Below are 23,756 nucleotides of genomic sequence, written 5' to 3'. Positions count from 1 at the left end.
ATCTACACAGTGAGTGAAGCCGCAACTGACGGATTGCGTTCGGCGCCGGCGATCGCCCCGCCGCCGGCGCGGATTCGCGGTAGCTCGGATCTGTGGCGGCTGCTGCCGTACCTGTTGCCGTACCGGACCCGGTGGATCGCGATGATCGTCGTCGCGGTCGCCAGCCTCGCCGCCACAGTGGCGATTCCGTTGATGACCAAGGCCGTCATCGACGGTCCCGTGCGCCATCAGGATTCCCGCGGGCTGTGGATTCTCGGTGCCGCCGCGATGGGTGTCGGCATCTCGGAGGCGGTGCTGTGGTTCATCCGGCGCTGGCTGGTGGCGCGCGCCACGATGGGCGTCGAGGCCGACATCCGCAAGGACCTCTATGCGCGCCTGCAGATTCTGCCGATGAGTTTCCACGGCCGCTGGCAGTCCGGCCAGCTGCTGTCGCGCGTGATGAACGACTTGTCGACCATCCGCCGGTTCATGTCGTTCGGGCTGGTGTTCCTGATCCTCAACGCCCTGCAGATCACCGTGGTGACCGCGATCCTGCTGGCCATGTACTGGCCGTTGGGGGTGGTGGTGCTGGTGTCGATCGTGCCCATCGCGGCCACGGTGTTGCACTTCGAGCGGGAGTACACCCGGTTGTCGCGGCTGGCGCAGGACCAGACGGGGCACGTCGCAACGCATGTCGAGGAGTCGGCGTTGGGCCTGCGGGTGGTGAAATCCTTCGGCCGCGAGGACTACGTGTTCGACCGCTTCGACGAGCAGGCCAGCCGGCTGTACGAGACGCAGGTCGGCAGGGTCGGCGTGTCGGCGAAGTTCTGGACCGTGCTGGAGATCATCCCCAACCTGACCCTGATCGTGGTGCTCGGGTTCGGCGCCTATGCGGCCGGCCACGGCCAGGTCACGATGGGCACGCTGGTCGCGTTCATCACCATGATGCTTTCGCTCGTGTGGCCGATCGCGTCGCTGGGGTTCCTGCTGTCCATGACCCAGGAGTCGTTCACTGCCGCCAACCGGATCGCGGAGATCTTCGATGCGCCAAGGGAGATCGATGACGGACCGCAGGCCGAGCCGCCGCGTGGCGGCCGTCTCGAGCTGCGTGACGTCGGCTTCCGGTTTCCCGATAGCGACGAGTGGGCACTGCGCCACGTGAATGTCACGGTCGAGCCGGGTGAGACGCTCGCGCTGGTCGGCTCGACCGGTTCGGGCAAGTCGGTGCTCGCCGCGTTGTTCTCCCGGCTCTACGACGTCACCGAGGGCCAGATCCTCATCGACGGCCAGGACATCCGCGAGCTAAGCCTGCCTGCGCTGCGCAAGGCGGTGGCCACCGCGTTCGAGGATCCGACGCTGTTCTCGATGTCGGTCGCGGAGAACCTGGCGTTGGGCCGGTCCCCGTCGCAGAACCCTGCCACCGACGCGGAGCTGGCGCAGGCCATCGAGATCGCGGCCGCGCAGTTCGTCTACGACCTGCCCTTCGGCCTGGACACCCGCATCGGCGAGCAGGGCATGAGCCTGTCCGGCGGGCAGCGGCAACGCCTTTCCCTGGCCCGCGCGATCCTGGCGGCGCCGCGGATCCTGGTGCTCGACGACACCCTCTCGGCGCTCGACGTGCACACCGAAGCCATCGTCACCGAGGCCCTCGGGCGGGTTCTGCGCGAGGTCACCGGCGTCATCGTGGCGCACCGGGCGTCGACGGTGCTGTTGGCGGACAAGGTCGCTCTGCTCGACACCATTGACGGGGCGGGCACGATCACCCACATCGGCACGCACGCCCAGCTGCTCGCCGAGGTGCCGCAGTACCGGTACCTGCTGGCCGCCGATGACGAATTGGACGACGCCTGCGAACGCAGCTGCGACTGGGAGGACGACGAAGAACTGGCACGGCTGCAGCGGGTCCACGACGAGCGTGCTGCCATTGATCACGTCGGGCAGCATGTGCCTTCGGAGGTGCAGCGCCGATGACCCTCACTGACTGGCGCGGGCGCATCAAGGAGGACCAGGACGACGACCTCCCGATCGACGAGAGCCTGCCCCGGCGCCGCGAGGCGCGGGCGCTGCTTGGCTCGCTGTTGCGTCCCTACCAATGGACGGTCGGCGCACTCGCACTGGTTGTCATCGTGGAAAACGTTGCCCGCCTGTCGGTTCCGATCCTGGTCCAGCGCGGTATCGACCGTGGCATCCCGCCGATCATCGACGGGGGTTCGACTCGGGAGCTGATGCTCATCGTCGCCACGTTGTGCGTGGTGGTGGTCGTGCAGGCGGTCAGCCGGATGTTCTTTCTCCTCCGCTCCGGCCGGATCGGTCAGAAGGTCCTGCTTGAGCTGCGCCGTCGCGTGTTCCGGCATTTCCAGCGGCTCGACGTCGCGTTCCATGACCGCTACACCTCGGGTCGGGTGGTCAGCCGGTCCACCAACGATGTCGAAGCCATCCAGGACATGCTGGAGACCGGTTTCGACAGCCTGATCACCGCGGTGCTCACGCTGTTCGGCACCGCGATCTTGTTGGTGGTACTGGACTGGCGGCTGGGCCTGATGTGCCTTGCGGCGTTCCCGATCCTGGTCGGGCTGGTGTGGTGGTTCCGCAACGAGTCCGCCAAGACCTACCGCCTGGTGCGCGAGAGTGCCGCGTTGGTCATCGTGCAGTTCGTCGAGACCATGACGGGCATCAAGGCGGTGCAGGCCTACCGCCGCGAGCCGCGAAACCAGGAGATCTTCGAGGACATCGCCGACGATTACCGCGCGATCAACGAGAAGACATTCAAGCTGCTCGCCGTCTTCATGCCGGGGGTCAAGCTCGTCGGCAACATCACCACGGGCGTCGTGCTGCTCTACGGCGGCTACCGGGTGCTGAACGGCGAGATGACCATCGGCACGCTGACGGCGTTCCTGCTGTACCTGCGGATGTTCTTCGAACCGATGCAGGAGATCTCGCAGTTCTTCAACACCTTCCAGTCGGCCTCCTCCGCGCTGGAGAAGCTGGCGGGCGTGCTGGCCGAACAACCCGCGATCGCCGATCCCGAGCATCCGGTGGAGCTCGCGAAGGTCAAGGGCGACATCGCATTCCATGACGTGCAATTCGCCTACACGCCGGGCCGCCCGGTCCTGCCCGACCTGTCGCTGCGGGTGCCGGCCGGTCAAACGGTGGCGCTCGTCGGCACCACCGGCGCAGGCAAGACCACGATCGCGAAGCTGATCGCCCGGTTCTACGACCCCTCGGCGGGTTCGGTGACGCTGGACGGCGTTGATCTGCGTGCACTGTCACAGTCCGAGCTGCGAACCCACGTCGTCATGGTCACCCAGGAGAACTTCATGTTCGAGGGCACCGTCGCCGACAACATCCGGTTCGGCCGTCCCGATGCCACCGATGCGCAGGTACGCGAGGCTGCCGAGGCCGTCGGCGCCGACCGGTTCATCGCGATGCTGCCCGATGGATACGACACCGATGTCGCCAAGCGCGGTGGCCGGCTCAGTGCGGGCCAGCGTCAGCTGGTGGCGTTCGCCCGGGCGTTCCTGGCCGATCCGGCGGTGTTGATCCTCGACGAGGCGACGTCGTCGCTCGACATCCCCAGCGAGCGCATGGTGCAACGCGCGCTGGAAACCGTGCTCGCCGATCGGACCGCGCTGGTGATCGCGCACCGGCTCTCGACGGTGCAGATCGCCGACCGGGTGCTGGTGCTGGAGCACGGCCGCGTCGTCGAGGACGGCCCACCTGCTGATCTCATCGCCCGGGCCGACGGCGCCTACGCCGCGCTGCACCGCGCCTGGGTCGACTCGCTGGCCTGAGCTTCCTTGCGCGAGCAGCGCACTCAGCGCACCGTGTCGAAGAACTTCCGGACGTCGTCGACGAACAACTCGGGCTGTTCGAAGGCCGCGAAGTGCCCGCCGCGCGGCATCTGCGTGAAATGGGTGACGTTATAGGCGGTTTCGCACCAACTGCGCGGCGCCCGCAGGATCTCCATGGGGAACGACGCCACGCCGGTGGGCAGGCTGACGTAGTCCCCGCCGCTGAAGCTGTTGAAGCTCTCCCAGTACAACCGGGCCGATGAGGCCGCCGAGGCGGTGACCCAGTAGAGCATCACGTTGTCGAGCAATTCGTCACGGTGCAGCACATTCTCGGGATGGCCGTCGCAGTCCATCCAGGACCAGAACTTCTCCACGATCCAGGCCAACTGGCCGGCGGGGGAGTCCACCAGGCCGTAGCCGAGGGTCTGCGGCCGCGTCGACTGCTGCTTCATGTATCCCGAATCGAACTTGCGGTAGTAGTCGACCCGGGCCAGGGCCTGCTTCAGGTCTTCGGTCATCTCACCGAGGCCCTCGGCGGGAGGTTGGGCGATCGGCATATTGAGATGGATGGCCGCACACGAACCGCCGTTGCGGCCGATCTGCGTCGTCACCGCGGCTCCCCAGTCGCCGCCCTGTGCGCCGTAGCGGTCATAGCCCAGGCGGTTCATCAGCGTGTCCCAGGCCTGCGCGATCTTGCCGATTCCCCACCCGGTCGCTGTCGGCTTGTCTGAGAATCCGTAGCCCGGAAGCGACGGGCACACCACGTGGAAGCCGGCCTCGGTCAGCGGCTCGATCACCTTGTTGAACTCGACGACCGAGCCGGGCCAGCCGTGCGTGATGACCAACGGAAAAGCGTCCTCACGAGGGGAACGCTGGTGGATGAAATGAATGTCGAGCCCGTCGATCTCGGTGGTGTACTGGTCGAACCGGTTCAACGCGGCCTCGCGCGAACGCCAGTCGTAGTCGTTGGCCCAGTAGTCCGCGAGTTCGCGGGTGTAGCTCAGCGGGATGCCCTGGGTCCAGTCGTCGACGCATTCCGGCTCAGGCCAGCGGGTTCGGGCCAGTCGCTGCTTGAGGTCGTCGAGGTCGGCGTCGGGCACTGCGATGCGGAAAGGGTTGATCCCAGCGGTCATATGCCGATCTTGTCACGGGAGCTGACGCAACCGGCGGGCCTTCGACACCGCCTCGTGACGAGTGCGTGCACCGAGTTTGCTCGACGCGCTGCGCAGATAGCTCTTGACCGTCTCCGGCTTCAATGAAAGACGTTGGGCTGCTTCTGCGTTGGTGCATCCCAGGGCGATCTGTGCGAGCACGTCGACTTCGCGTGTGGTCAGTGGCGTGGCGGCCGGGGTGTCGCCGGACAGTGCGTGGGCCAGGCGGTCGGCGAGATCACGTAGTTGCCCGGCCAGCGCCGGGGTGTCGGATGCGAGGCTGAGCAGATCGGCGTGCACGTCACGTATCTGCTCAGCACTGGCCGCGCTGTCCCCGAAGTTCGCCAGCTGTGCCTCGCGCATCCGCATTCGGCGGTCCACCTCGTCGCGCACGGTCAGTTCGTGGGTCAGCCGCTGAGCCGATGCCATCATCGCGGCGGCCGTGCGGTCGCCGATCGGCGCGGATTGCCGGTATGCGCCATACAGGACCGCCCGGGCGTGCCCGTCCACCACAACCGGAACCGCCAGGATCGAGCGGATCCCCTCGGACAGCACCGGTCCGTCGTAGTCGTGGGTGATGGCCGAGGCACGCCGATAGTCGGCCACCGAGATCGGCCGCCGGGCCACCATGGTCGCGCCGCCCAAACCAGCGCTCGGGCGCACCGCGAGTCCGCGCATGGCCCCGGTCCGGGTCCCGAAGAACTCGCTGAGCAGCAACGTGTCGCCGTGCACCTCGCCGCCGAAGGTCAGCGGCAGGCCGGTGTCGTCGGCCATCCGGCGAAGTTCGGCGCGTACCGCGTCGGCGTCACGCGGCCGCAACAGCGATGGGCGCATCGCGGATACCCACTTTCGGGGGTAGCGGTCTGACAAGTGTGACGTGGAGCATATCTCTCATGGCCAGTAACACCGATGTCTACCGAACTGCCCGTGACCAGCTCGTGGCGAGCATCGCCGATTACGACAAGGCCGTCGCGACCTTCGCCTTCCCGGAGCTGACCGGCACCTTCAACTGGGCGATCGACTGGTTCGACGTCATCGCCCGGGACAACGAGCGCACTGCGTTGTGGATCGTCGAGGAGGACGGGTCCGAACAACAGGTCAGCTTCGCCGACATGGCCGACCGCTCCGACCGCGTCGCCTCTTGGCTGCGCGGCCTCGGTGTCGGCAAGGGTGACCGCGTCATCCTGATGCTAGGCAACCAGGTCGAACTGTGGGAGGCCATGCTGGCCGTCGCCAAGTTGGGCGCGGTCATCATGCCGACCACCGGTGCATTGGGCCCGGCGGATCTGACTGACCGCATCGTCCGCGGTGGTGCCACGTTCGTCATCGCCAACGCCGCCGACACGGCGAAGTTCGATGACGTGCCGGGCGGCTACAGCCGGATCGCGGTGGGGGCGCCGGTCGAGGGCTGGCACCGCTACAGCGACGCGTACGCGGTGGGCCCCGAGCGGTTCGAGGCGTGCACCACCGTCGATGACACGATGCTGATCTACTTCACCTCCGGCACCACCAGTAAGCCGAAGCTGGTCGAGCATTCGCAGGTGAGTTATCCGGTCGGGCATTTGTCGACCATGGCGTGGATCGGGGTGCACCCCGGCGACGTGCACCTCGCCATCAGCTCTCCGGGCTGGGCCAAGCACGCATGGAGTTGTTTCTTCGCGCCGTGGATCGCCGAAGCGACCATCTTCGTCTACAACTACGCCCGGTTCGACGCCGCGGCGTTGCTGGGTCAGCTGCGCCGCGCCGGGGTCAACACGTTCTGCGCACCACCGACGGTGTGGCGCATGCTGATCCAGTCCGACCTGGGTGACAAACCCGAGGCGTTGCGGGAGATCCTCGGCGCGGGGGAGCCGCTCAACCCGGACGTCATCACGCGGGTCGAGAACGCCTGGGGGCTGACCATCCGCGACGGGTTCGGCCAGACCGAGACGACGCTGCAGGTCGGCAACACCCCGGGCCAACCCGTCAAGCCGGGTTCGATGGGCCGGCCCATGCCGGGCGTCCCCGTCGTGCTCGTCGACCCGATCACCGGCGAACTCGCCGACGAGGGCGAGATCTGCCTCGATCTCAGCAAGAACCCGCGCAACCTGATGACGGGGTATCTCGGTGACCCGCAACGCAATCAGGCGGTGATGGCCGGCGGCTACTACCACACCGGGGACGTTGCCAGCCGCGACGCCGACGGTTACATCACCTACATCGGCCGCACTGACGACGTGTTCAAATCCAGTGACTACAAAGTGTCCCCGTTCGAGCTGGAGAGCGTGCTGATCGAGCACCCCGCGGTCGTCGAGGCTGCCGTGGTGCCGCAGCCCGACGACACCCGGCTGGCGGTCCCGAAGGCTTACGTCGCGCTGGCGGACGGCTGGGAAGCCAACGCCGACACCGCGAAAGCGGTCATGGCGTACGCCCGCGACCACCTCGCGCCGTACCTGAAGGTGCGTCGCATCGAGTTCTTCGAATTGCCCAAGACCATCTCCGGCAAGATCCGCCGCGTCGAGCTGCGCACGCGTGAGGACGTGGCTCATCAAGCCGGCGAATCGATTTCGACCGAGTACCGATACGAGGATCTACTGGGATGAAGTCCTACGACGCGGGGCCGACGGACGCGGCAGTCCTTGAAGAGACCATCGGGGCGAACTTCGAACGGATCGCGACGGGGCGTCCAACCGGCGAAGCGCTGGTCGAGATGTCCTCAGGTCGACGGTGGACCTACGGCAAGTTCAACACCGAGATCGACGAGTTGGCGCGGGGTTTGATGGCGCTGGGCGTCCAGAAGGGCGACCGGGTAGGGATCTGGGCTCCCAACTGCGCCGAGTGGGTGATGGTGCAATTCGCGACGGCCAAGATCGGCGCGATCCTGGTCAACATCAACCCCGCCTACCGCACCCACGAGTTGGCGTATGTGCTCAAGCAGTCGGGGGTCCGCACGTTGATCGCGGCGACCGCGTTCAAGTCCTCCGACTATGTGACGATGGTGGCCGAGGTCAGCTCGGAATGCCCGGCGCTGCAGGACGTCATCTTCCTCGGCACGTTGGACTGGGCCTCGTTGCATATTCATCAGGTCGACGACGCGCAGTTGCGCGAGCGTATGGCCGGGCTGGCCAACACCGACCCGATCAACGTTCAGTACACCTCGGGGACAACGGGTTTCCCTAAAGGCGCGACGCTGAGCCACCGCAACATTCTCAACAACGGGTTCTTCGTCACCGAGCTCATCCGGTTGGGCCCCGAGGACCGGCTGTGCATTCCGGTGCCGTTCTATCACTGCTTCGGCATGGTGATGGGCAACCTCGGTGCCGTCACCCATGGGGCCACGATCGTCATCCCCGCACCCGGATTCGATCCCGGGGCCACGTTGGCGGCGATCGCAGCCGAGAAGTGCACCGGGGTGTACGGGGTGCCGACGATGTTCATCGCGATGCTTGGGCATCCCGACTTCGCGAGTTTCGATCTGTCGTCGTTGCGGACCGGCATCATGGCCGGGTCGGTATGCCCGGTCGAGGTGATGAAACGCGTTGTGGCCGATATGCATATGGCCGAGGTGGCGATCTGCTACGGCATGACGGAGACGTCTCCGGTGTCGTGCCAGACGTTGATCGACGACGACCTGGAACGGCGCACCGCCACCATCGGCCGGGCTCACCCACATGTGGAGATCAAGATCGTCGATCCGGACACCGGCGAGACCGTCGAGCGGGGCACCCCGGGGGAGTTCTGCACGCGCGGCTATTCGGTGATGCTGGGCTACTGGGACGACGACGCGAAGACCCGTGAGGCCATCGACGGCGACGGCTGGATGCACACCGGAGATCTGGCAGTCATGCGGGAAGACGGCTACTGCACCGTCGTTGGGCGGATCAAGGACATGGTGATCCGCGGCGGCGAGAACGTCTACCCGCGCGAGGTCGAGGAGTTTCTGTACACCCATCCCGACATCGACGACGCCCAGGTGATCGGCGTTCCCGACGAGCGCTACGGCGAGGAGATCTGCGCCTGGATCCGGATGAAACCCGGGCGGGATCCGCTGGACGCTGATGCCGTGCGCGCCTTCGCCACCGGCAAACTGGCGCACTACAAGATTCCCCGCTACGTGCACATCGTCGACGAATTCCCGATGACAGTCACCGGCAAGATCCGCAAGGTCGACATGCGGAAAGAAAGCGTCAAACTGCTTGGGCTCGACGCCGAATAGCCCCGCCTGGTATCAGAAGGGTGGGGGTTGGTAGTTGGCGGCGAGCCAGGCTTGGTGTTGGCGTTGTTGTTCGGTGTTGAGTTCGGCGCGTTGGCGGCGTTCGGCGTTGATGCGGTCTGCGCGGTCTTGGTCGCGGGTTTGTTTGCGGGTGGGCATCATGATGGCGCGGTTGGTGGTGGGTGTTTGGGGTTCGGGCAGGCTCAGTTCGCCGGTGGGTTGGGCGAGGGTGGGGAAGAGTGCGGCGCCGTGGGGTTCGGTGGTGTAGGTGTGGCCGGTGGGTGAGGTGAAAATGATTGTGCCGTCGTGTAGTTGGTGGTCGGTCCAGCCGCGGGGTCCGGTGTGGAAGGTTTTGAGAAGGTGGTGGGGGCGGCAGTAGAGCTTGGTGTTGGACGGGTGGGTCGGGCCGGCCGGATACGGGACGGTGTGGTCGGTGTCGCAGCGCTCGGCGGGGGCGTCGCACCCGGGGAAGCGACAGGTCAGGTCGCGCCAGCGGATGAATTCGGCCAACGCCACCGAGGGCCGGTAGCCCGGATCAGTCTGATCGGCGGGCACGGTGAGGGGTTTGAGGGTGGCGGTTGTGGCGAGTTCGCGGATGGTGTCGGCGGGTTGGACGCCGAAGCCGGGCAGGTAGCCCGGCGCGTCGCTGGTGCCGTCGAGGGTGGCTTGGTCGGCGAGCACGTGGATGACCACGGCCGCGGCTTTCTTGTGTTCGGTGGCCACCGGGCAGTCCTGGAAGCCGCACTGGCAGGGCATCCATTCTTGGAGGCGTGCCACCGGTCCCAGGGCGTCGGTGCGGCGTTGTTCGAAGGTGCGGGGATCGCGGTCGCAGACGGTGTTGGCGACGGCGTCGAGGCGTTGGTCGAGGGCGGCGCCGTCTTCGGCGCGCACGGTGCCGAAGACGGTGGCGGTGCCGGGGCGGTCGGTTTGGATTTGGATGAAGCGTTTGTCGTCGACGGCGGGTGGGACGCGTACCCCGTTGGGGTCGAGTTTGGCGATCAAGCGGTCGATGCGGTCGTTGAGTTTGCGTTCGGAGAGTTTCATCCATCGCACGGCCTGGGTGGCCAGGGCCTTATCAAGCTGGGGCCAGACGGTTTCTTCGACGGTGTCGGTGCGAGCGATGATGGCGGCGACCATGCGTAGGTCGATGACACCGGTGGCGAACACTGCCGCGATCTGGGGTAGCCGGTCGCGCAGCGCGCGGGCGTGGCGGATCTGCCAGCCGGCGCGGGAGCGGCTGATGTTGAGTGCGGCGGACAGTTCGGCGGCGACGGCTTCGAACGGGTCGGTGGTCCAGAGCGCCCTCTCGGCCAGTTCCACGGCCCGGCGGGCATCCAGCTCGCCGATCGCGGCGAACCGGTGGGCGATCGCGGCGGACTCTGCCCGCGACGCGCTGCTCAGCGCGTCGATCAGATCGGCGTCAGAGTCCGACTCGAACATGTGTTCGATTATGCCACGGGTGTCCGACACAAGGTTCCAAAGTGCATGTCGCGAACCCGGCGTCGTCGAACTACCAGCCGGACAGCGAGGCGTAGAAATCCGTGGTCGCCGTCGGGTTCCCGGGACGGTGGACCGCTCGAGGAGACGCCGCCCGCGATTAGTTTTCGTCCGAAAGGCGGTCAACATGGCGTGACGTTTCGCAAGCAAGGTCGGCCATCGTTCCGGCAGCGCCGAAGTCCCGTTGCTGCGAGGATTGTTTGATGTCCGCCGGCCACACGTCCGCCGTCTTCGGACGTCGCGCGTGTGCCCTGCTCGCGGCAACGTCGGCGGTACTGCACGTTTTCATGCTGAGTCATGCCGCCAATCCGGTGACCGGTGGACTGCTCGCAGCAATGATCGCCGGCTGCCTGTACTGCGCGCGTGATCTGTGGCAGCGCGGCGCGCCGGGAGTGTGGTGCACCGTCGCGCTCATGAACCTCGCGATGATCGCTCTGCACATGCCTGCACCGACGCACCACCACGGTCCGGCAGCCTCGACGCAGCCGTCGACGCTGATGGCGATGGCAACGTTGTTCGCCCTCGTGGAGGTGATGATCGCCGCGGGCGTGCTGGCCTACTGCACCCGCAACCGTTCGGTGATCAGTCCTCGGGTGGGCTGAACTGGCTCAGCACCAGCCGGGCACCCTGCGGATCCTGGATGAGCACCGTCTTCGCCCACTCGCTGTCTTCACTGGAAATCACTGCGGCGCCGAGCTTTTCGGCCAGTGCTGCCGCCGCGTCGCGGTCAGCGACGGCAAACGTCACCTGCCAGTGCTCGGGCTGTTCGTCGGGAAGTTCCCCTACCCAGCCCACCGCGTCGGAAAACCCCGGCGGGGCATCGAACGAGGCGTGACGTTCTTTGATACCCGGGTCGATGGTGGCATCGAGGTGGTCGGCGTAGCCGGGCCGACGGATCATCGTCGCAAAGCCGACGTCGTCGAACTCCCAGCCGAACAGCGAGGCGTAAAAACCTGTGGCTGCCGTCGGGTCCGAGCAGAGTAGATCGCTGAAGTTCCAGGTTCCCGGGACGTTGACCAACTGCGCGCCGAGTCGCTGACGCGGCTGCCACAGCTTGAAGCGCGCGCCACGTGGATCGGTGCAGCCGGCCTGCCGGCCACCGGGACCCGCGTCGACCGGCCCGCTCGTCACGGTCCCGCCGGCCGCCGTCACCGCGGCCGCCGTCGAATCGGCGTCATCCACTGCGACGTAGGTGTTCCAGGCGATCTCTTCACCGGTCTGCGCTGACGCGATCGCGGCCACGTCCTGACCGTCCAAGGTGGCGATGAGGTATGACTCCGGGGCGTCCTCGGGAAGTACGTCCTCGAATGCCCAGCCGAACAGTTGGCCGTAAAACTCCTGGGCGGCAGCGGGATCCTGCTGGGCAGTGTCCACCCAGCAGGGCACGCCGTGGGGATACGTCCTCGGTTCGGTCATGTGCCCATCGTCGCGCATGGCAATAATTGGCATACGTGGACTCTCCGACGCTCGTGCTGATCGCTGCCACGACACTTCTCGCCTGCGCGCTGTTGGGCGGGGGGCTCTACGAAACCGTGGTCATCGACCCGGCCTGGCCCAAGCGGCCCGGCATCATCCAGGCCCGCAACGGCGGCATTTCCCGCCGGCGTTTCTGGATCCCCGCGCACATCGCCTTCGAGGTCGCGCTCATCCTTGCGTTGATCGTGGCTTGGGGTCAGGCCGACGTGCGTGCGGCGCTACTGGTGGCGCTGGTCAGCCATGCCGTGATGCGGGTGTGGTCGTTGGTCGACTTTGTGCCGAAGGCGGTGGCCTTCGAGCAGGCTGATCCGGTCGCGGTCGACGAAGCCGCGGCCCGGAGTTGGACGCGTCGCAGCCTGTTGCGGTTGCCGCTGGACCTGATCACCTGTGCGGCGACGCTGACGGCGTTGGTCATGGGGTGACGGCGCAGCCGACGTTGCACTGTGGGCCTATCAGGCACACAATGGATGGGTGGCTACGAAGAGTGAGCGTTTCGCGGTGCGCCTGACTGCTGAACAGGACGCGCTGATCCGCCGTGCCGCCGAGGTCGAGGGGACAGACCTGACCAACTTCACGGTGACGGCAACGTTGGCCCATGCCCGCAATGTTTTGGCCGATCGTCGGCTGTTTGTGCTGGATGATTCGGCCTGGGCAGAGTTCCTGGCAGTGCTGGATCGACCGGTGACGCGAAAGCCCGAGTTGGAGAAGCTGTTCGCGGAGCCGTCGATCTTCGTCACTGAGGCGTGAGCGGGTACAGCGCACCGCGCCCCATTCGTGAGGGCGATGAGGTTACGACGTTTGACAGCGGCGAGCCCAACTTGGATGAGTATCTGCGGAAGCGCGCGCTCGCCAATCATGTCGAGGGAGCATCACGCTGTTTCGTGACGTGCCACGACGGCAGAGTGGTCGGGTTCTACTCCCTTGCGGCTGCAGCGGTAGAGCGAAGCTCCACACCAGGACGTGTTCGGCGCAACATGCCCGACCCAGTGCCAGTGATCCTGTTGTCGCGGTTGGCAATCGACCATAAAGAACAGGGCAAGGGGCTGGGCAAACACCTGCTGCGGGACGCGATTACCCGTGCTGTGGAGGCGGCGGATCTGATCGGTGTGCGAGCCATGTTGGTCCACGCTCTGCATGGTGAGGCCCGCGCGTTCTACGCGCATTTTGGTTTTGAGCAATCTCCGACCGATCCGCTGCACTTGCTGCTACTCATGAAAGATGCCCGCGCCCTCGTGAGCGGCTGATCCGGCTCAGGCCTCCAACTCCCCGAGGATCTTTCGCTCGATGCTCGCCCGGGTGCTCGCCGGCAGCACGATCAGCCCGTCGAGTTCCTTCTGCGCCCGCGTATAGGCGTTCTGCCGTTCCTGTGGTGTCGCACCGTCGTCGGACGCAAGCCGCAGCAGCTGCTGGGCGCGGGCCAGCCGGTCTTGGGCTTCGGTGGAGAAATCACTGCGCCGCCTGCGGATCGCCTCGGCCTCGGCGATGTCGAACGTCGACACGTATTCGTGGACCGCGTCGCGGTATTCGAGTTGGGCAGCACGGTCGACGTTTGCGACGCTGTCGGGCCGTAACAGGTCGGCTCGGGTGCGGGCCTTGTGGAAAGCGATCGTCAACGGGTCACGGATGTTTGTCATCAGCGGGAAATCCAGGAGTTTGGCGATGTCGATTTCGTAGTCGAGCCAGCGTGCGCTGGTGCGGTCGTGGGCCTCCAGAAGCTTCGTCAACTCCCGCCGGTAGGCGGCGTCCGCCGACGTGGCTGCCCCGGCCGCGCGGGCCATCTCGATCTTGGTCTGTTGCTTGATGCGGTAGCGCTCCAGCCGCCGTTCGGCACGGCGCTCGTTGGCCGCGGCCACAGCCTTGACTCCGCCGCCGATCATGCCGCCGAGCGGAAAGATCAACCACCAGAAATTCCCTGCGAAATGCAGCAGCGGCTCCACAAATTCCAGAATGCCATTGCCTGTGCTCAGCCACCGGATGTGCTGTGATTGGACAATGCCTCAGCTAAGTCCCGAGCCTGACGCTGACGAGGACGAGCAAAAGCCGCCCGCTATCACCGCCCGACGCATCACCATGCGTGGGCCGTGGGGTCCCGTGTACGGGCCGATCGACCTCGACATCGCCGAAGGCGGTGTCACCGTGCTGGTGGCTCCGTCGGGTTCCGGTCGCACGGCGCTTCTGATGACGCTGGCGGGACGGATGCGTCCGGCGGGCGGTGAGCTGACGGTCTTCGGGCGCAGTCGCGCCGGTGACATCTTCGGGGTCGCGGCGCTGGCGGGCATCGACGAACTCGACACCGTGGCCGAATCGGTGACAGTGCGTGACCTGATCACCGAGCAGCGGCGCTGGGACGCACCGTGGTACCGGCTGGTGCCCCGTGCCGACAACGGCGACCTCGCCGCCATATGCAAGCCCGTGTTCGGTGACCTGCCGCTGCCCTCGTTGACGGAGTACTTCGACGCGCTCAGTGAACTCGACCAGATCCTGTTGCGGATCGCTCTCGCCAACACCGCCGGGCCGCCGCTGTTGGTGGTCGGCAACCTCGACCACATCACCGATGACCGCAACCGGGACGTGGTGCTGGAGCGCCTGATTGCGCTCGGTCGGCAGCAAACCGTCGTCACCGCCACCGTCAACGGACTGGGCAACCTCCACGAAGTGGTCCAACTGACGGTGCCCAATACCACTCCGGTCGAACTGACCGGAGCGCAGAAAGGTGGCCAGTAGCCGTGCTAGCCGGAATGTCTTTGGGCACTGATCTGAAACGGTTCTCCCGCGGTGCGATGCCACGCATCGCCTTGGTCACGGTCATCCTGATGCCGCTGTTGTACGGCGCGATGTACCTGTGGGCATTCTGGAACCCGTTCGGTGAGGTGAACAAGGTTCCGGTCGCATTGGTCAACGAGGATCAGGGCGCCGTCGCTGAAGGCCAGCCGGTCAAGGTCGGCGACGAGGTTGCCAGCGCCCTGGTGGATTCCGGCCAGCTGCAACTGCATCGGGTGTCGGCCGCCGAGGCCGCCGACGGGGTGGCCAGCGGCAGGTACTACTTCTCGATCACGCTGCCGCAGGATTTCAGCACCAGCATCTCCTCGCCGTCGGGCGGGTCGCCCCAGCAGGCCAAGATCCGGTTCACCTTCAACGATGCGAACAACTACCTGGGCTCGATCATCGGGCAGAACGCCGCCCGCGAGGTGCTCAACCAGATCAACGGCCGTATCGGTGAACGCACGGTCGGCACTGTGCTCACCGGCCTGACCGACGCCGGTGCCGGGTTGGTCAAGGCGGCCGACGGCGCCGGTCAGCTGGCCGCCGGCACAGCCGCGGCCAACGACGGTGCGCACCAACTGGCGACCGGTGCGGACGCTTTGACCGCGGGTCTGGTCACAGCGCGCGACGGTTCCGCGCAGTTGGCCGCGGGCAGCCGACAGTTGTCGACGGGCATCGACACCGCGACCGATCCGCTGCTGACCCTGCTGGACCGGGTGGGGGATCTCGGCCTCGACCCCGACGAGGTCGGCAGGGCCGCCCAGCGGCTGTCCGGGGCGGTGCGCTCGACCAGCGACCGCATCGCCGCGTTGAACATCGATCAGGCCCACGCCGCGGCGATCGTCGACCAGGCGGTCGGCTTCCTGCGGGCCAGCCCAGACCCGACCGTGCGCGACACCGGCGAGTTCCTGGCCGGCGCCCAGCGGCTGCTGCAGGCCCGCGGTATCGACCCCACCACCGACGACGGCCTGATCCGCCTGCGCAACAGCGCATCCGAGCTGGAGACCGAACTCGGCGATCCCAACAGCAAGCTGCGGGTGTTCATCACCAAGGCTCTCAACGGCGGCCTGCGCTCCGATGTCGTCAGGCTGCGCGACGGCGCCCATCAACTCAACGACGGGGCCCGGGCGCTCAACAGCGGTCTGGTGCAACTGACCAACGGCAGTCGCCAATTAGCCAACGGCGCAGACGAACTCGCCGGAGGCACAGTTCAACTGCAGGACGGCAGCCAACAGCTCGCGTCGGCTCTGAAGGAAGGTTCGACGCAGGTCCCGTCGTGGACCCCGCAGCAGCGCACCGACGTCGCACGCACCCTGGCCGCCCCGGTGGCGCTTGAGATGCAGACCAACAATCAGGCCGCCACGTTCGGCACCGGGTTCGCACCGTTCTTCCTGCCGCTGGCATTGTTCATCGGCGCGTTGATCATCTGGATGTTGTTGAAGCCGTTGCAATCCCGCCCGGTCGTCAACGGGCTGGGCGCGCTGCGTGTGGTGTTGGCGTCCTACTGGCCGGCCCTGCTGATCGCGGTGTGCCAGGTTGCGGTGATGTACGTGGTGGTGCATTTCGGGGTCGGGCTGCAGGCCAAATACCCATTGGCGACGTTTGCCTTCCTGGTGCTCGTGGGCGCGGCCTTCCTGGCGTTGATCCAGGCGTTCAACGCGCTGTTCGGGGTCTCGGTCGGCAGAGTGGTCACCCTCGCATTCCTGATGCTGCAGCTGGTGTCGGCCGGCGGCATCTATCCCGTGGAGACCACGGCCAAACCGTTCCAGATCCTGCACCCGGTCGATCCGATGACATACGCGGTCAACGGTCTTCGCCAGTTGACCGTCGGCGGGATCGACTCGAGACTGTGGGTCGCGATAGCCGTGCTTGTCGGGTTGCTGGCGGCGTCGCTGGCCGCGAGTTCGTGGGCCGCGAGGCGAAACCGGCAGTACACGATGGACCGGCTGCACCCGCCGATCGAAGTGTGAGCGCTGAGACTGCTCACCGAGGTTGCGCACAGGGACAAATCCGGCGCTGATTTTGTCCCTGTGTGCAATCTCGATGGGTAGCTAGTTGTTTGCGTTCGCGTATGTAGCGTCACGGCGGAAAATCGCGCCGGACACCGCCATAGCGCTACGAATGCGAGACTCTAGCCCAGCCCGATTCGGCGGTAGCGCTCCAGCCGGGTGTGCAGCCGCCGCGAGTCCGGCACCGTACGCAACTGAAACAGTTCGGTGGCGATCGCCGTAGACAGCCGCGCGGTGAAGGCCTTCGGCTCGTCGGCGGCGTCAGGATGTTCGGGCACGATCACGTCGACGATCCCGTGCCGGAACAGATCGAACGACCGAACCCCTTGAGCCGCAGCCAATTCCGCAGCGTGATCGGTGTCGCGGTAGACGATCGCGCTGGCCCCCTCGGGCGGAAGTGGAGCCAGCCAGCCGTGGGAGGCGGCGAGCACGCGGTCGGCCGGCACCATCGCCAGCGCGGGCCCGCCGCTGCCCTGGCCCAGCAGCACCGACACCGTCGGGGTGTCCAGCGTGACGAGTTCGGCCAGACACCGCGCGATCTCCCCGGCCAGCCCGCCCTGTTCGGCCTCGGTCGACAACGCGGGCCCGGCGGTGTCGATCACGAGCACCAACGGCAGCCGCAACCCGGCCGCCAACGCCATGCCGCGTCGGGCCTCCCGCAAAGCCCCGGGCCCGACGAGTCCGCCGACGATGCGGCGCTGACCCAGCACCACGGCGGGCTGACCGGAGAACCGGGCCAACGCCAGCAGCGTCGTCGCCGCCTCGCCCCGTTCGGTGCCGGACAGCAGCACCTGGTCAGTCGCGCCGTGCTTCAACAGGAACCCGACGCCGGGCCGGTCCGGGCGCCGCGAGGCCTGCACCGACTCCCAGGCAGGCACGTCGGGCAGTGATTCCGCACGCAAAACAGGAGGCGGCGGTCCGGGCGGGTCGGCAACCACGCGCAGGGTCCGATCCAACGTCGAACGCAGCAGGTCCAGTGGCACCACGCCGTCGATGACACCGTGGGCATGCAGGTTCTCGGCGGTCTGGACGCCGGACGGGAACGGCTCGCCGTACAGGTGCTCGTAGACCCTCGGCCCGAGGAATCCGACCAGTGCACCCGGCTCAGCGGCGGTGACATGCCCGAGCGAACCCCACGATGCGAACACGCCACCTGTGGTGGGGTGCCGCAGGTACACCAGGTACGGCAGGTGCGCCTGCCTGTGCAGTTCGACGGCCGCGGCGATCTTCACCATCTGCAGAAACGCGACCGTGCCCTCCTGCATCCGGGTGCCGCCGGAACTGGGCGAGGCCAGCAGCGGTAACCGCTCGGCGGTCGCGCGCGCCACGGCGGCGGTGATCCGTTCGGCCGCGGCCACCCCGATCGACCCGGCCAGGAAATCGAACTCACAGGCCACCACCGCTACGCGACGGCCGAACACCGTGCCCTCGCCGGTCAGCACCGATTCGTCGAATCCGGTCGCAGCCGAGGCGTCGGCCAGTTCCCGTCGGTAGTCCTCGCTGGTCGCGACATCCAGCGGCGGGGCGTCCCAACTGCGGAATGAGCCCTCGTCGAGCACAGCATCGCGTAGGGCCAGGGCACCGATCCGACTCACAGGTAAAGGCTATCGGGCAGGCGCGTCGCGGCTACCGTGACAGCGTGCCCTCAGTGCTGTCCGGCGTTCCGCGTGTCGGCGTGGCACTGCGGTTGGCACCGCTGCTGTTGGTGCCGGTCCTGCTGATCGCGAGCACATTCCCTGGTGAGTTCCGGGTGTCACCCTCGTACTGGGTGCTGTCGTGTGCCGCGGCGGCCGTCTTCGCTTTCGGCGGGCGGTGGCCGGTTCCCGTGTCGTTGGCGGTGTCGGCGCTGGCGGTGCCGTTGTTCGCCGCCGAGGCCTGGGGTCTGTCCGGGCTGGTGCCGTACTTGGGGGCAGTCGCGGTGGCCGATGTCGCTGCCCGTAGCGACCGTGATCGCGATATTGCGGCGGTGGCGGCGGGCTGGCTGATCGCGCTCGTGCTGGGTGCTTTGCTCGATGAGCATGCACCGCCGTGGAGTGCTGCCAATGCCGTGACGATCGTGGCGGCCATCGGCCTGCCGGTCCTGTTGGGCTTGTACCTGCGAGCCCAAGCACGCCTGGCCGAGAACTATCGGCAACGTGTCGCGGACGCGGAATTACGCAGGGCGGCAGCGGAATCCGCCGTCCGCTCGGAGGAACGCGGTGCGATGGCGCGAGAGCTGCACGACCTGGTCGCGCATCACATGGCCTCGATCGTGCTGCGCATCGGGGTGGCCAAACACGTGCTCGAACATGCGGACCAGCAGGTGGAAGCGGTGCTCGACGACGTGTACAGAACCGCGTCGGACGCGCTCGCCGACACCCGACGATTGCAGACCGCCCTGCGTGATCCTGCTCTGCACGAGGTCGCGATGATCGAGCCGGACGCGCTGTGGAAGGAGATCGATGCGGCCGTCGAGCGGACCCGCGCCGCCAACTTCACCGTCGCGGCACGCGTCGACCGCGATACCGTCGGGCTGGACGCGATCGCGCGGCTCACCCTCTTGCGGGTGACGCAGGAGGCTCTCACCAACGTGATGAAACATGCCGACCCGGCCGGCCCGGTCCAACTGACCATCGGTCGGCGCGACGGCGGCGTCGCGGTGCGCGTCAGCAGCGCGCGCACGCGGGCTGAGTCGACGAATGACGAAGGCCACGGAATCATCGGTATGACGGAGCGGCTGGACCTCGTGGGCGGTCGACTCGACGTGCGCAAGACCGAAAACAGTTGGGAGGTCGAGGCGTGGCTGCCGCAATCCGCGTGTTGATCGTCGACGACCAACGGCTGGTGCGGGCCGGTCTGCGCATGCTGTGTGAGGCGACCGCAGATCTGGACGTGGTCGGCGAAGCCGCGGACGGCGCGCAGGCGGTCCGGTCGGCGGCCGAACTCGCGCCGGACGTGATTCTCATGGACCTGCGTATGCCCGGCGTCGACGGCATCGTCGCGACCCGCCAAGTGGTTTCCGCCCGCCCGGACGCAAAGGTCTTGGTGCTCACGACCTTTGACGACGACGACCATCTGTATCCGGCGCTTGCGGCAGGCGCGGTCGGGTTCCTGGTGAAGGACACCAGCCCGGCCGAGCTCGTCGACACGATTCGCCGCACCGCCGAGGGTGAATTCACGCTGTCGCCACATCTGTTGCGGCGATTGGTGACCCGGGCGATCGACAACAAGAGTCTAGATCGCGAGCCTGCGGATCCGGTGGCGCTGACCCCGCGCGAACTGGAAGTGCTGCCCCTTGTGGTCGACGGATTGTCCAACCAGCAGATCGCCGATCGCCTGCATCTCGGCGCCACGACCGTGAAGACCCACATCGCCAATCTGATGGACAAAGCCGGCGTGCAGAACCGGGTTCAACTCGCCGTGTACGGGTATCAGCGCTCGGGCGCGAGCACCAGGAACTGGCCCATCATCCCCTGATCCTCGTGCAGGGCCAGATGGCAGTGATACATGTACGGGTACGTCGGGTCGGTGTAGTCCGAGAAGCGGATGGCGAGCCGGATCCGTTGTCCCGGAGGGGTGTACACCGTGTCCTTGTATCCGGCGAGTTCCGGTGGCGGCGGCGCTCCGTCGATGTCGAGGATCCGGAACTGGGTGTCGTGCACGTGAAAGTTGTGCGGCCAGTTGTCGACATTGCGGACGGTCCAGATTTCGTCGGTGTCGACCGTTGGCTGGAAATCGATGCGATTCATGTCCATCCGGTTCCCATTGATCATGAACCATTGCAGGTCGAAGGACCGCTGCGCGGACACCTCAGAAGTCCCGGGCGTGACGAGGGTGGCCAGTTGGGCGGGCAGGGCGGCGCTCGCACGCAGCGTCCGGGCGGGGTGCACGTCGAGAATGTCGAAGGCGTCATCGATCCCGAATCGAGCGGCTTCGGACTCGTCCAATCCGGCGCGGTCCCGGATCGGGAACGACCTCAGCGTGACATCGGCACCGGCCTGCATGGCGACGACGATCTCGGCCCGTTCACCGGGGCTCAACTGAATTCGGTTCACGGTGGCCGGCGCGGGCAGCAGGCCGCCGTCGCTGCCGACCACCTGAAATTCGCGGTCATCGCTGAAGCCGAGGTTGTACAGCCGCCCGCCTGATCCGTTGAGGATGCGCAGCCGGATGCGTTCGGAGTGGACCGGAAGATGCGCGCCTGCAACGCCATTGGTGACGATCGTATCCCCGAGGAGGCCGACGTCGGTGGCGTCGGATTCGTCGAGAGCGCCTGACGCGGTGAACCGGCGGTCCTGGATGATCAGCGGAATATCGTCGACGCCGTAGTCATGCGGCAGCGCGCCGGGCGATTCGTCATCGTCGACGATGAACATGCCGGCCAGGCCGCGGTAGATCTGTTTTTCGGTCTCGCCGTGCGGGTGTGGGTGGTACCACAGGGTTGCCGCCGGCTGCCGGATCGTCCAGCGCGGTTCCCATCGCGCTCCTGGCGCGACGGTTTGATGCGGACCGCCGTCGCAGCGGGCAGGCAGGTGCATGCCGTGCCAGTGCACGGTCGTCGGCTCCGGCAGGGCGTTCTCGAACGCCACCGCTACGGACTCCCCACGCCGGGCGCGCAGCGTCGGCCCGAGCATCGCGCCGTTGTATCCGTAGGTCGCTGTGCTCTTGTCGGCGAGGATCTCGGTCGTTCCGGCCGCCGCGCGCAGGGTGAACCGTCGGGTTCCGTCGGGACCGACGGTCGAATCGGCCAGCGGGGGGATCGGCAACCGACGCGGTGCCCGGGCAGCGCAGGACACCGACAACACGATCGGGGCCGCGGCCAGGCCCAGCAGAAATTGTCGACGGGAAGTGGTGAGCACGTGTCCTAGTCTTCGGCGATCCGGGCCCGCCGGGTTCGGCAACGAGGTCGCGATTCGCGGTGGCGAATTCCTCCGTCGGGGTCTTGTGCAGTTCAGGAAGTCCTGGTAGTGAGCGGGACACGTCGATGGGCCGTAGCTCGCGGCGCCTCTGATGGCCTCGCTAGGCTTGGCCACATGATTGGTGTCACCCGAGACGGCAATGTGCTGACCCTGGAGTTGCAACGCGCCGAGCGGCGCAACGCGCTGAACTGTGAGCTCGTCGACAGCCTGCGGGAGGCGGTGGAGAACGCCCCCACCGACGATGTCCGCGCGATCGTGCTCACCGCCCAAGGATCGGTGTTCAGCTCAGGCGCCGACCTGACCGATGCCGCGGGGATGGCGGAGAAACTGCCGGACAAGGCTCTGGCGCTGAACCTGGCTATCGACAAGACCCCGGTTCCGGTCATCGGCGCGATCAACGGCCCGGCGATCGGCGCGGGCGTCATCCTCGCCATGATCTGCGATCTGCGGGTCGTCGCCCCGGACGCATACTTCCAGTTCCCGGTCGCGAAGTACGGGTTGGCACTCGACAACTGGAGCATCCGTCGACTCACCTCGCTGGTCGGCTACGGCCGGGCCCGCGGCATGCTGCTCGCCGCGGAGCGGCTCACCTCCGATGTTGCTCTGCAGACCGGGATGGCCAACCGGATCGGCACCCTGGCCGACGCGCAGAAGTGGGCCACCGAGATCGCCGGGTTCGCACCGCTGGCTCTGCAGCACGCCAAGCGGGTGCTCAACGACGACGGCGCCTACGAGGAACAGTGGCCCGCGCACAAGGACCTGTTCGACAAGGCGTGGGCGTCCAAGGACGTCATCGAGGCGCAGGTGGCGAGGATCGAGAAGCGTCCGCCCAACTTCACCGGAGCCTGACGTGTTGCGCGCGGCGCTGCGGTTGGGGGTCCGGTCGGCCGCGCTGCTGACCGGCGGGTGGCTGATGCGCGCGCTGAGCGGCACCCAGGCGGCTGTCGGCGCAGCCCGCCGCGATATCCGCCCGGTCGCGCACCGGTCCCCGCAGTACGACGGCGACGTGTTCGTCAACATCGAGCCCGCGTCCCCGGGCATCAGCATGGACCGCGAGGAACGCCGCCTGCTGATCACCGAAATGTTCGGCACGAAGGGCGCCAGTTGGCCGCGCGGGCCGATCCCGCTGGCCGAGCCTCCTGAAAGCGAAGGCGGCGACGCAGGCAACTGTGCGGTGTCCTGGTACGGCCACTCGACCGCGCTGATCGAGGTCGACGGGTATCGGGTGCTCACCGATCCGATCTGGAGCCGGCGGTGCTCGCCGTCGCGGGTGGTCGGCCCGCAGCGGCTGCACGAGCCGCCGCTGCCGCTGGAGGCGCTTCCCGCGGTCGACGCCGTGCTGATCAGCCACGACCATTACGACCACCTCGACATCGACACCATCATCGGGTTGGCCCGCACCCAGCGGTCACCGTTCGTGGTGCCGCTCGGCATCGGTGCGCACCTGCGCAAGTGGGGCATCCCCGAGGGCCGGATCGTCGAGCTGGACTGGAACGAGGGCCACCGCATCGGCGAGCTGACGCTGGTGTGCACCCCGGCCCGGCATTTCTCGGGGCGGATGTTCCGCCGCAACAGCACGTTGTGGGCGTCCTGGGCGATCGTCGGACCGGCGCACCGCGCATTCTTCGGCGGCGACACCGGCTACACCAAGAGCTTCGCCGAAATCGGTTCCGATCACGGCCCTTTCGACCTGACGCTACTGCCCGTGGGCGCCTACCACCCGAGCTGGCCGGACATCCACATGAACCCCGAGGAGGCGGTCCGCGCACATCTGGACGTCAGCGAGTCCGGGTTGCTGGTTCCGATCCACTGGGCGACCTTCCGGCTGGCTCCTCATCCTTGGGCCGAACCGGTGCAGCGATTGCTGACCGCCGCCGGCCCGGCGGCTGTGCAAGTTGCGGTGCCCAAGCCGGGGCAGCGGGTGGACCGCGAATCGCCCGTGCTGGACCCCTGGTGGCAGCTGTAGCCATTGCACCGATTGCGGGCGTGTTTGCGGGCAT

The 23,756-nt window shown here is 67.0% G+C and carries 21 protein-coding genes; 14 read left to right on the top strand and 7 right to left on the bottom strand.

The features are described 5' to 3' along the window. The first annotated feature begins 9 nt into the window (after positions 1–9). Both ABQF30_RS23000 and ABQF30_RS22995 read left to right on the top strand, forming a co-directional pair. Complete coding sequence (locus ABQF30_RS23000; protein WP_448468111.1) at positions 10–1,950, top strand: ABC transporter ATP-binding protein; 1,941 nt, start codon at positions 10–12, stop codon at positions 1,948–1,950. Then, entirely contained in the window at positions 1,947–3,770 is a 1,824-nt protein-coding gene (locus ABQF30_RS22995) for an ABC transporter ATP-binding protein (RefSeq protein WP_448468109.1), read from the top strand. The genes ABQF30_RS23000 and ABQF30_RS22995 overlap by 4 nt, the downstream gene beginning before the upstream one ends. A 23-nt stretch (positions 3,771–3,793) precedes the next feature. On the opposite strand, the gene ABQF30_RS22990 is transcribed toward ABQF30_RS22995, so the two are convergent. Both ABQF30_RS22990 and ABQF30_RS22985 read right to left on the bottom strand, forming a co-directional pair. Further along, on the bottom strand, positions 3,794–4,903 hold the full coding sequence (locus tag ABQF30_RS22990) for an epoxide hydrolase family protein (protein WP_448468107.1): 1,110 nt from the start codon (positions 4,901–4,903) through the stop codon (positions 3,794–3,796). 12 nt (positions 4,904–4,915) lie between these two features. After that, complete coding sequence (locus ABQF30_RS22985; RefSeq protein ID WP_448468105.1) at positions 4,916–5,755, bottom strand: helix-turn-helix transcriptional regulator; 840 nt, start codon at positions 5,753–5,755, stop codon at positions 4,916–4,918. Positions 5,756–5,814: 59 nt separating this feature from the next. Between ABQF30_RS22985 and ABQF30_RS22980 the strand changes: the two genes are divergently transcribed. Together ABQF30_RS22980 and ABQF30_RS22975 are read left to right on the top strand one after the other, a co-directional pair. Next, entirely contained in the window at positions 5,815–7,503 is a 1,689-nt protein-coding gene (locus tag ABQF30_RS22980; protein WP_448468103.1) for an AMP-binding protein, read from the top strand. After that, the gene (locus ABQF30_RS22975) at positions 7,500–9,116 is read left to right on the top strand and encodes an AMP-binding protein (RefSeq protein WP_448468101.1); all 1,617 of its coding nucleotides are present in this window, start codon (positions 7,500–7,502) and stop codon (positions 9,114–9,116) included. Before ABQF30_RS22980 ends, ABQF30_RS22975 begins: the two co-directional genes overlap by 4 nt. A 12-nt stretch (positions 9,117–9,128) precedes the next feature. Here ABQF30_RS22975 and ABQF30_RS22970 read toward each other — a convergent pair whose 3' ends face one another. Continuing rightward, the gene (locus ABQF30_RS22970) at positions 9,129–10,553 is read right to left on the bottom strand and encodes an HNH endonuclease signature motif containing protein (RefSeq protein ID WP_448468099.1); all 1,425 of its coding nucleotides are present in this window, start codon (positions 10,551–10,553) and stop codon (positions 9,129–9,131) included. A 260-nt stretch (positions 10,554–10,813) separates the two neighbouring features. On the opposite strand from ABQF30_RS22970, the gene ABQF30_RS22965 reads away from it, so the two are divergent. Further along, positions 10,814–11,212 carry a hypothetical protein gene (locus ABQF30_RS22965; protein ID WP_448468097.1) on the top strand — a complete coding sequence of 133 codons (399 nt, stop codon included), beginning with the start codon at positions 10,814–10,816 and terminating at the stop codon, positions 11,210–11,212. Here the strand turns inward: ABQF30_RS22965 and ABQF30_RS22960 are convergent. Then, entirely contained in the window at positions 11,193–12,026 is an 834-nt protein-coding gene (locus ABQF30_RS22960) for a VOC family protein (RefSeq protein WP_448468095.1), read from the bottom strand. The two genes, ABQF30_RS22965 and ABQF30_RS22960, sit on opposite strands and share 20 nt — an antisense overlap. A gap of 35 nt (positions 12,027–12,061) precedes the next feature. On the opposite strand from ABQF30_RS22960, the gene ABQF30_RS22955 reads away from it, so the two are divergent. Genes ABQF30_RS22955 through ABQF30_RS22945 form a run of 3 tightly spaced genes read left to right on the top strand, consistent with a single transcriptional unit; the run spans position 12,062 to position 13,330 of the window. Next, a complete protein-coding gene (locus tag ABQF30_RS22955; RefSeq protein ID WP_448468093.1) occupies positions 12,062–12,508 on the top strand; it encodes a hypothetical protein in 447 nt (148 codons plus the stop codon). A 49-nt stretch (positions 12,509–12,557) separates the two neighbouring features. Then, the gene (locus tag ABQF30_RS22950; protein WP_448468091.1) at positions 12,558–12,833 is read left to right on the top strand and encodes a type II toxin-antitoxin system TacA family antitoxin; all 276 of its coding nucleotides are present in this window, start codon (positions 12,558–12,560) and stop codon (positions 12,831–12,833) included. After that, entirely contained in the window at positions 12,830–13,330 is a 501-nt protein-coding gene (locus ABQF30_RS22945) for a GNAT family N-acetyltransferase (RefSeq protein ID WP_448468089.1), read from the top strand. The genes ABQF30_RS22950 and ABQF30_RS22945 overlap by 4 nt, the downstream gene beginning before the upstream one ends. A gap of 6 nt (positions 13,331–13,336) precedes the next feature. Here ABQF30_RS22945 and ABQF30_RS22940 read toward each other — a convergent pair whose 3' ends face one another. Further along, entirely contained in the window at positions 13,337–14,023 is a 687-nt protein-coding gene (locus tag ABQF30_RS22940) for a hypothetical protein (protein ID WP_448468087.1), read from the bottom strand. A 55-nt stretch (positions 14,024–14,078) separates the two neighbouring features. Here ABQF30_RS22940 and ABQF30_RS22935 point away from each other — a divergent pair, with 55 nt between their 5' ends. Together ABQF30_RS22935 and ABQF30_RS22930 are read left to right on the top strand one after the other, a co-directional pair. Beyond that, positions 14,079–14,810 (top strand): ATP-binding cassette domain-containing protein, encoded by a 732-nt coding sequence (locus ABQF30_RS22935; protein WP_448468085.1) that lies wholly within the window; start codon positions 14,079–14,081, stop codon positions 14,808–14,810. Positions 14,811–14,824: 14 nt separating this feature from the next. Further along, positions 14,825–16,819 carry a YhgE/Pip family protein gene (locus ABQF30_RS22930; RefSeq protein WP_448468346.1) on the top strand — a complete coding sequence of 665 codons (1,995 nt, stop codon included), beginning with the start codon at positions 14,825–14,827 and terminating at the stop codon, positions 16,817–16,819. Between the two features lie 161 nt (positions 16,820–16,980). Here the strand turns inward: ABQF30_RS22930 and ABQF30_RS22925 are convergent, their stop codons facing one another. After that, the gene (locus ABQF30_RS22925) at positions 16,981–18,453 is read right to left on the bottom strand and encodes a carboxyl transferase domain-containing protein (RefSeq protein WP_448468083.1); all 1,473 of its coding nucleotides are present in this window, start codon (positions 18,451–18,453) and stop codon (positions 16,981–16,983) included. Between the two features lie 44 nt (positions 18,454–18,497). On the opposite strand from ABQF30_RS22925, the gene ABQF30_RS22920 reads away from it, so the two are divergent. Further along, complete coding sequence (locus tag ABQF30_RS22920) at positions 18,498–19,661, top strand: sensor histidine kinase (RefSeq protein ID WP_448468081.1); 1,164 nt, start codon at positions 18,498–18,500, stop codon at positions 19,659–19,661. Positions 19,662–19,699: 38 nt separating this feature from the next. Beyond that, positions 19,700–20,314 carry a response regulator gene (locus ABQF30_RS22915; RefSeq protein ID WP_448468344.1) on the top strand — a complete coding sequence of 205 codons (615 nt, stop codon included), beginning with the start codon at positions 19,700–19,702 and terminating at the stop codon, positions 20,312–20,314. On the opposite strand, the gene ABQF30_RS22910 is transcribed toward ABQF30_RS22915, so the two are convergent. After that, positions 20,269–21,696, bottom strand: a complete 1,428-nt coding sequence (locus ABQF30_RS22910) for a multicopper oxidase family protein (RefSeq protein WP_448468079.1) — start codon at positions 21,694–21,696, stop codon at positions 20,269–20,271. The two genes, ABQF30_RS22915 and ABQF30_RS22910, sit on opposite strands and share 46 nt — an antisense overlap. A 174-nt stretch (positions 21,697–21,870) precedes the next feature. On the opposite strand from ABQF30_RS22910, the gene ABQF30_RS22905 reads away from it, so the two are divergent. Then, positions 21,871–22,605 (top strand): enoyl-CoA hydratase, encoded by a 735-nt coding sequence (locus tag ABQF30_RS22905; RefSeq protein ID WP_448468077.1) that lies wholly within the window; start codon positions 21,871–21,873, stop codon positions 22,603–22,605. Position 22,606: 1 nt separating this feature from the next. Then, positions 22,607–23,722 (top strand): MBL fold metallo-hydrolase, encoded by a 1,116-nt coding sequence (locus tag ABQF30_RS22900; RefSeq protein WP_448468075.1) that lies wholly within the window; start codon positions 22,607–22,609, stop codon positions 23,720–23,722. The last annotated feature ends 34 nt before the right edge of the window (positions 23,723–23,756 follow it).

The sequence above is a fragment of the Mycolicibacterium sp. XJ870 genome, assembly GCF_053483975.1.
Note: the sequence above shows the minus strand (reverse complement) of the source record. Positions and strands in the feature narration are given on the sequence as shown.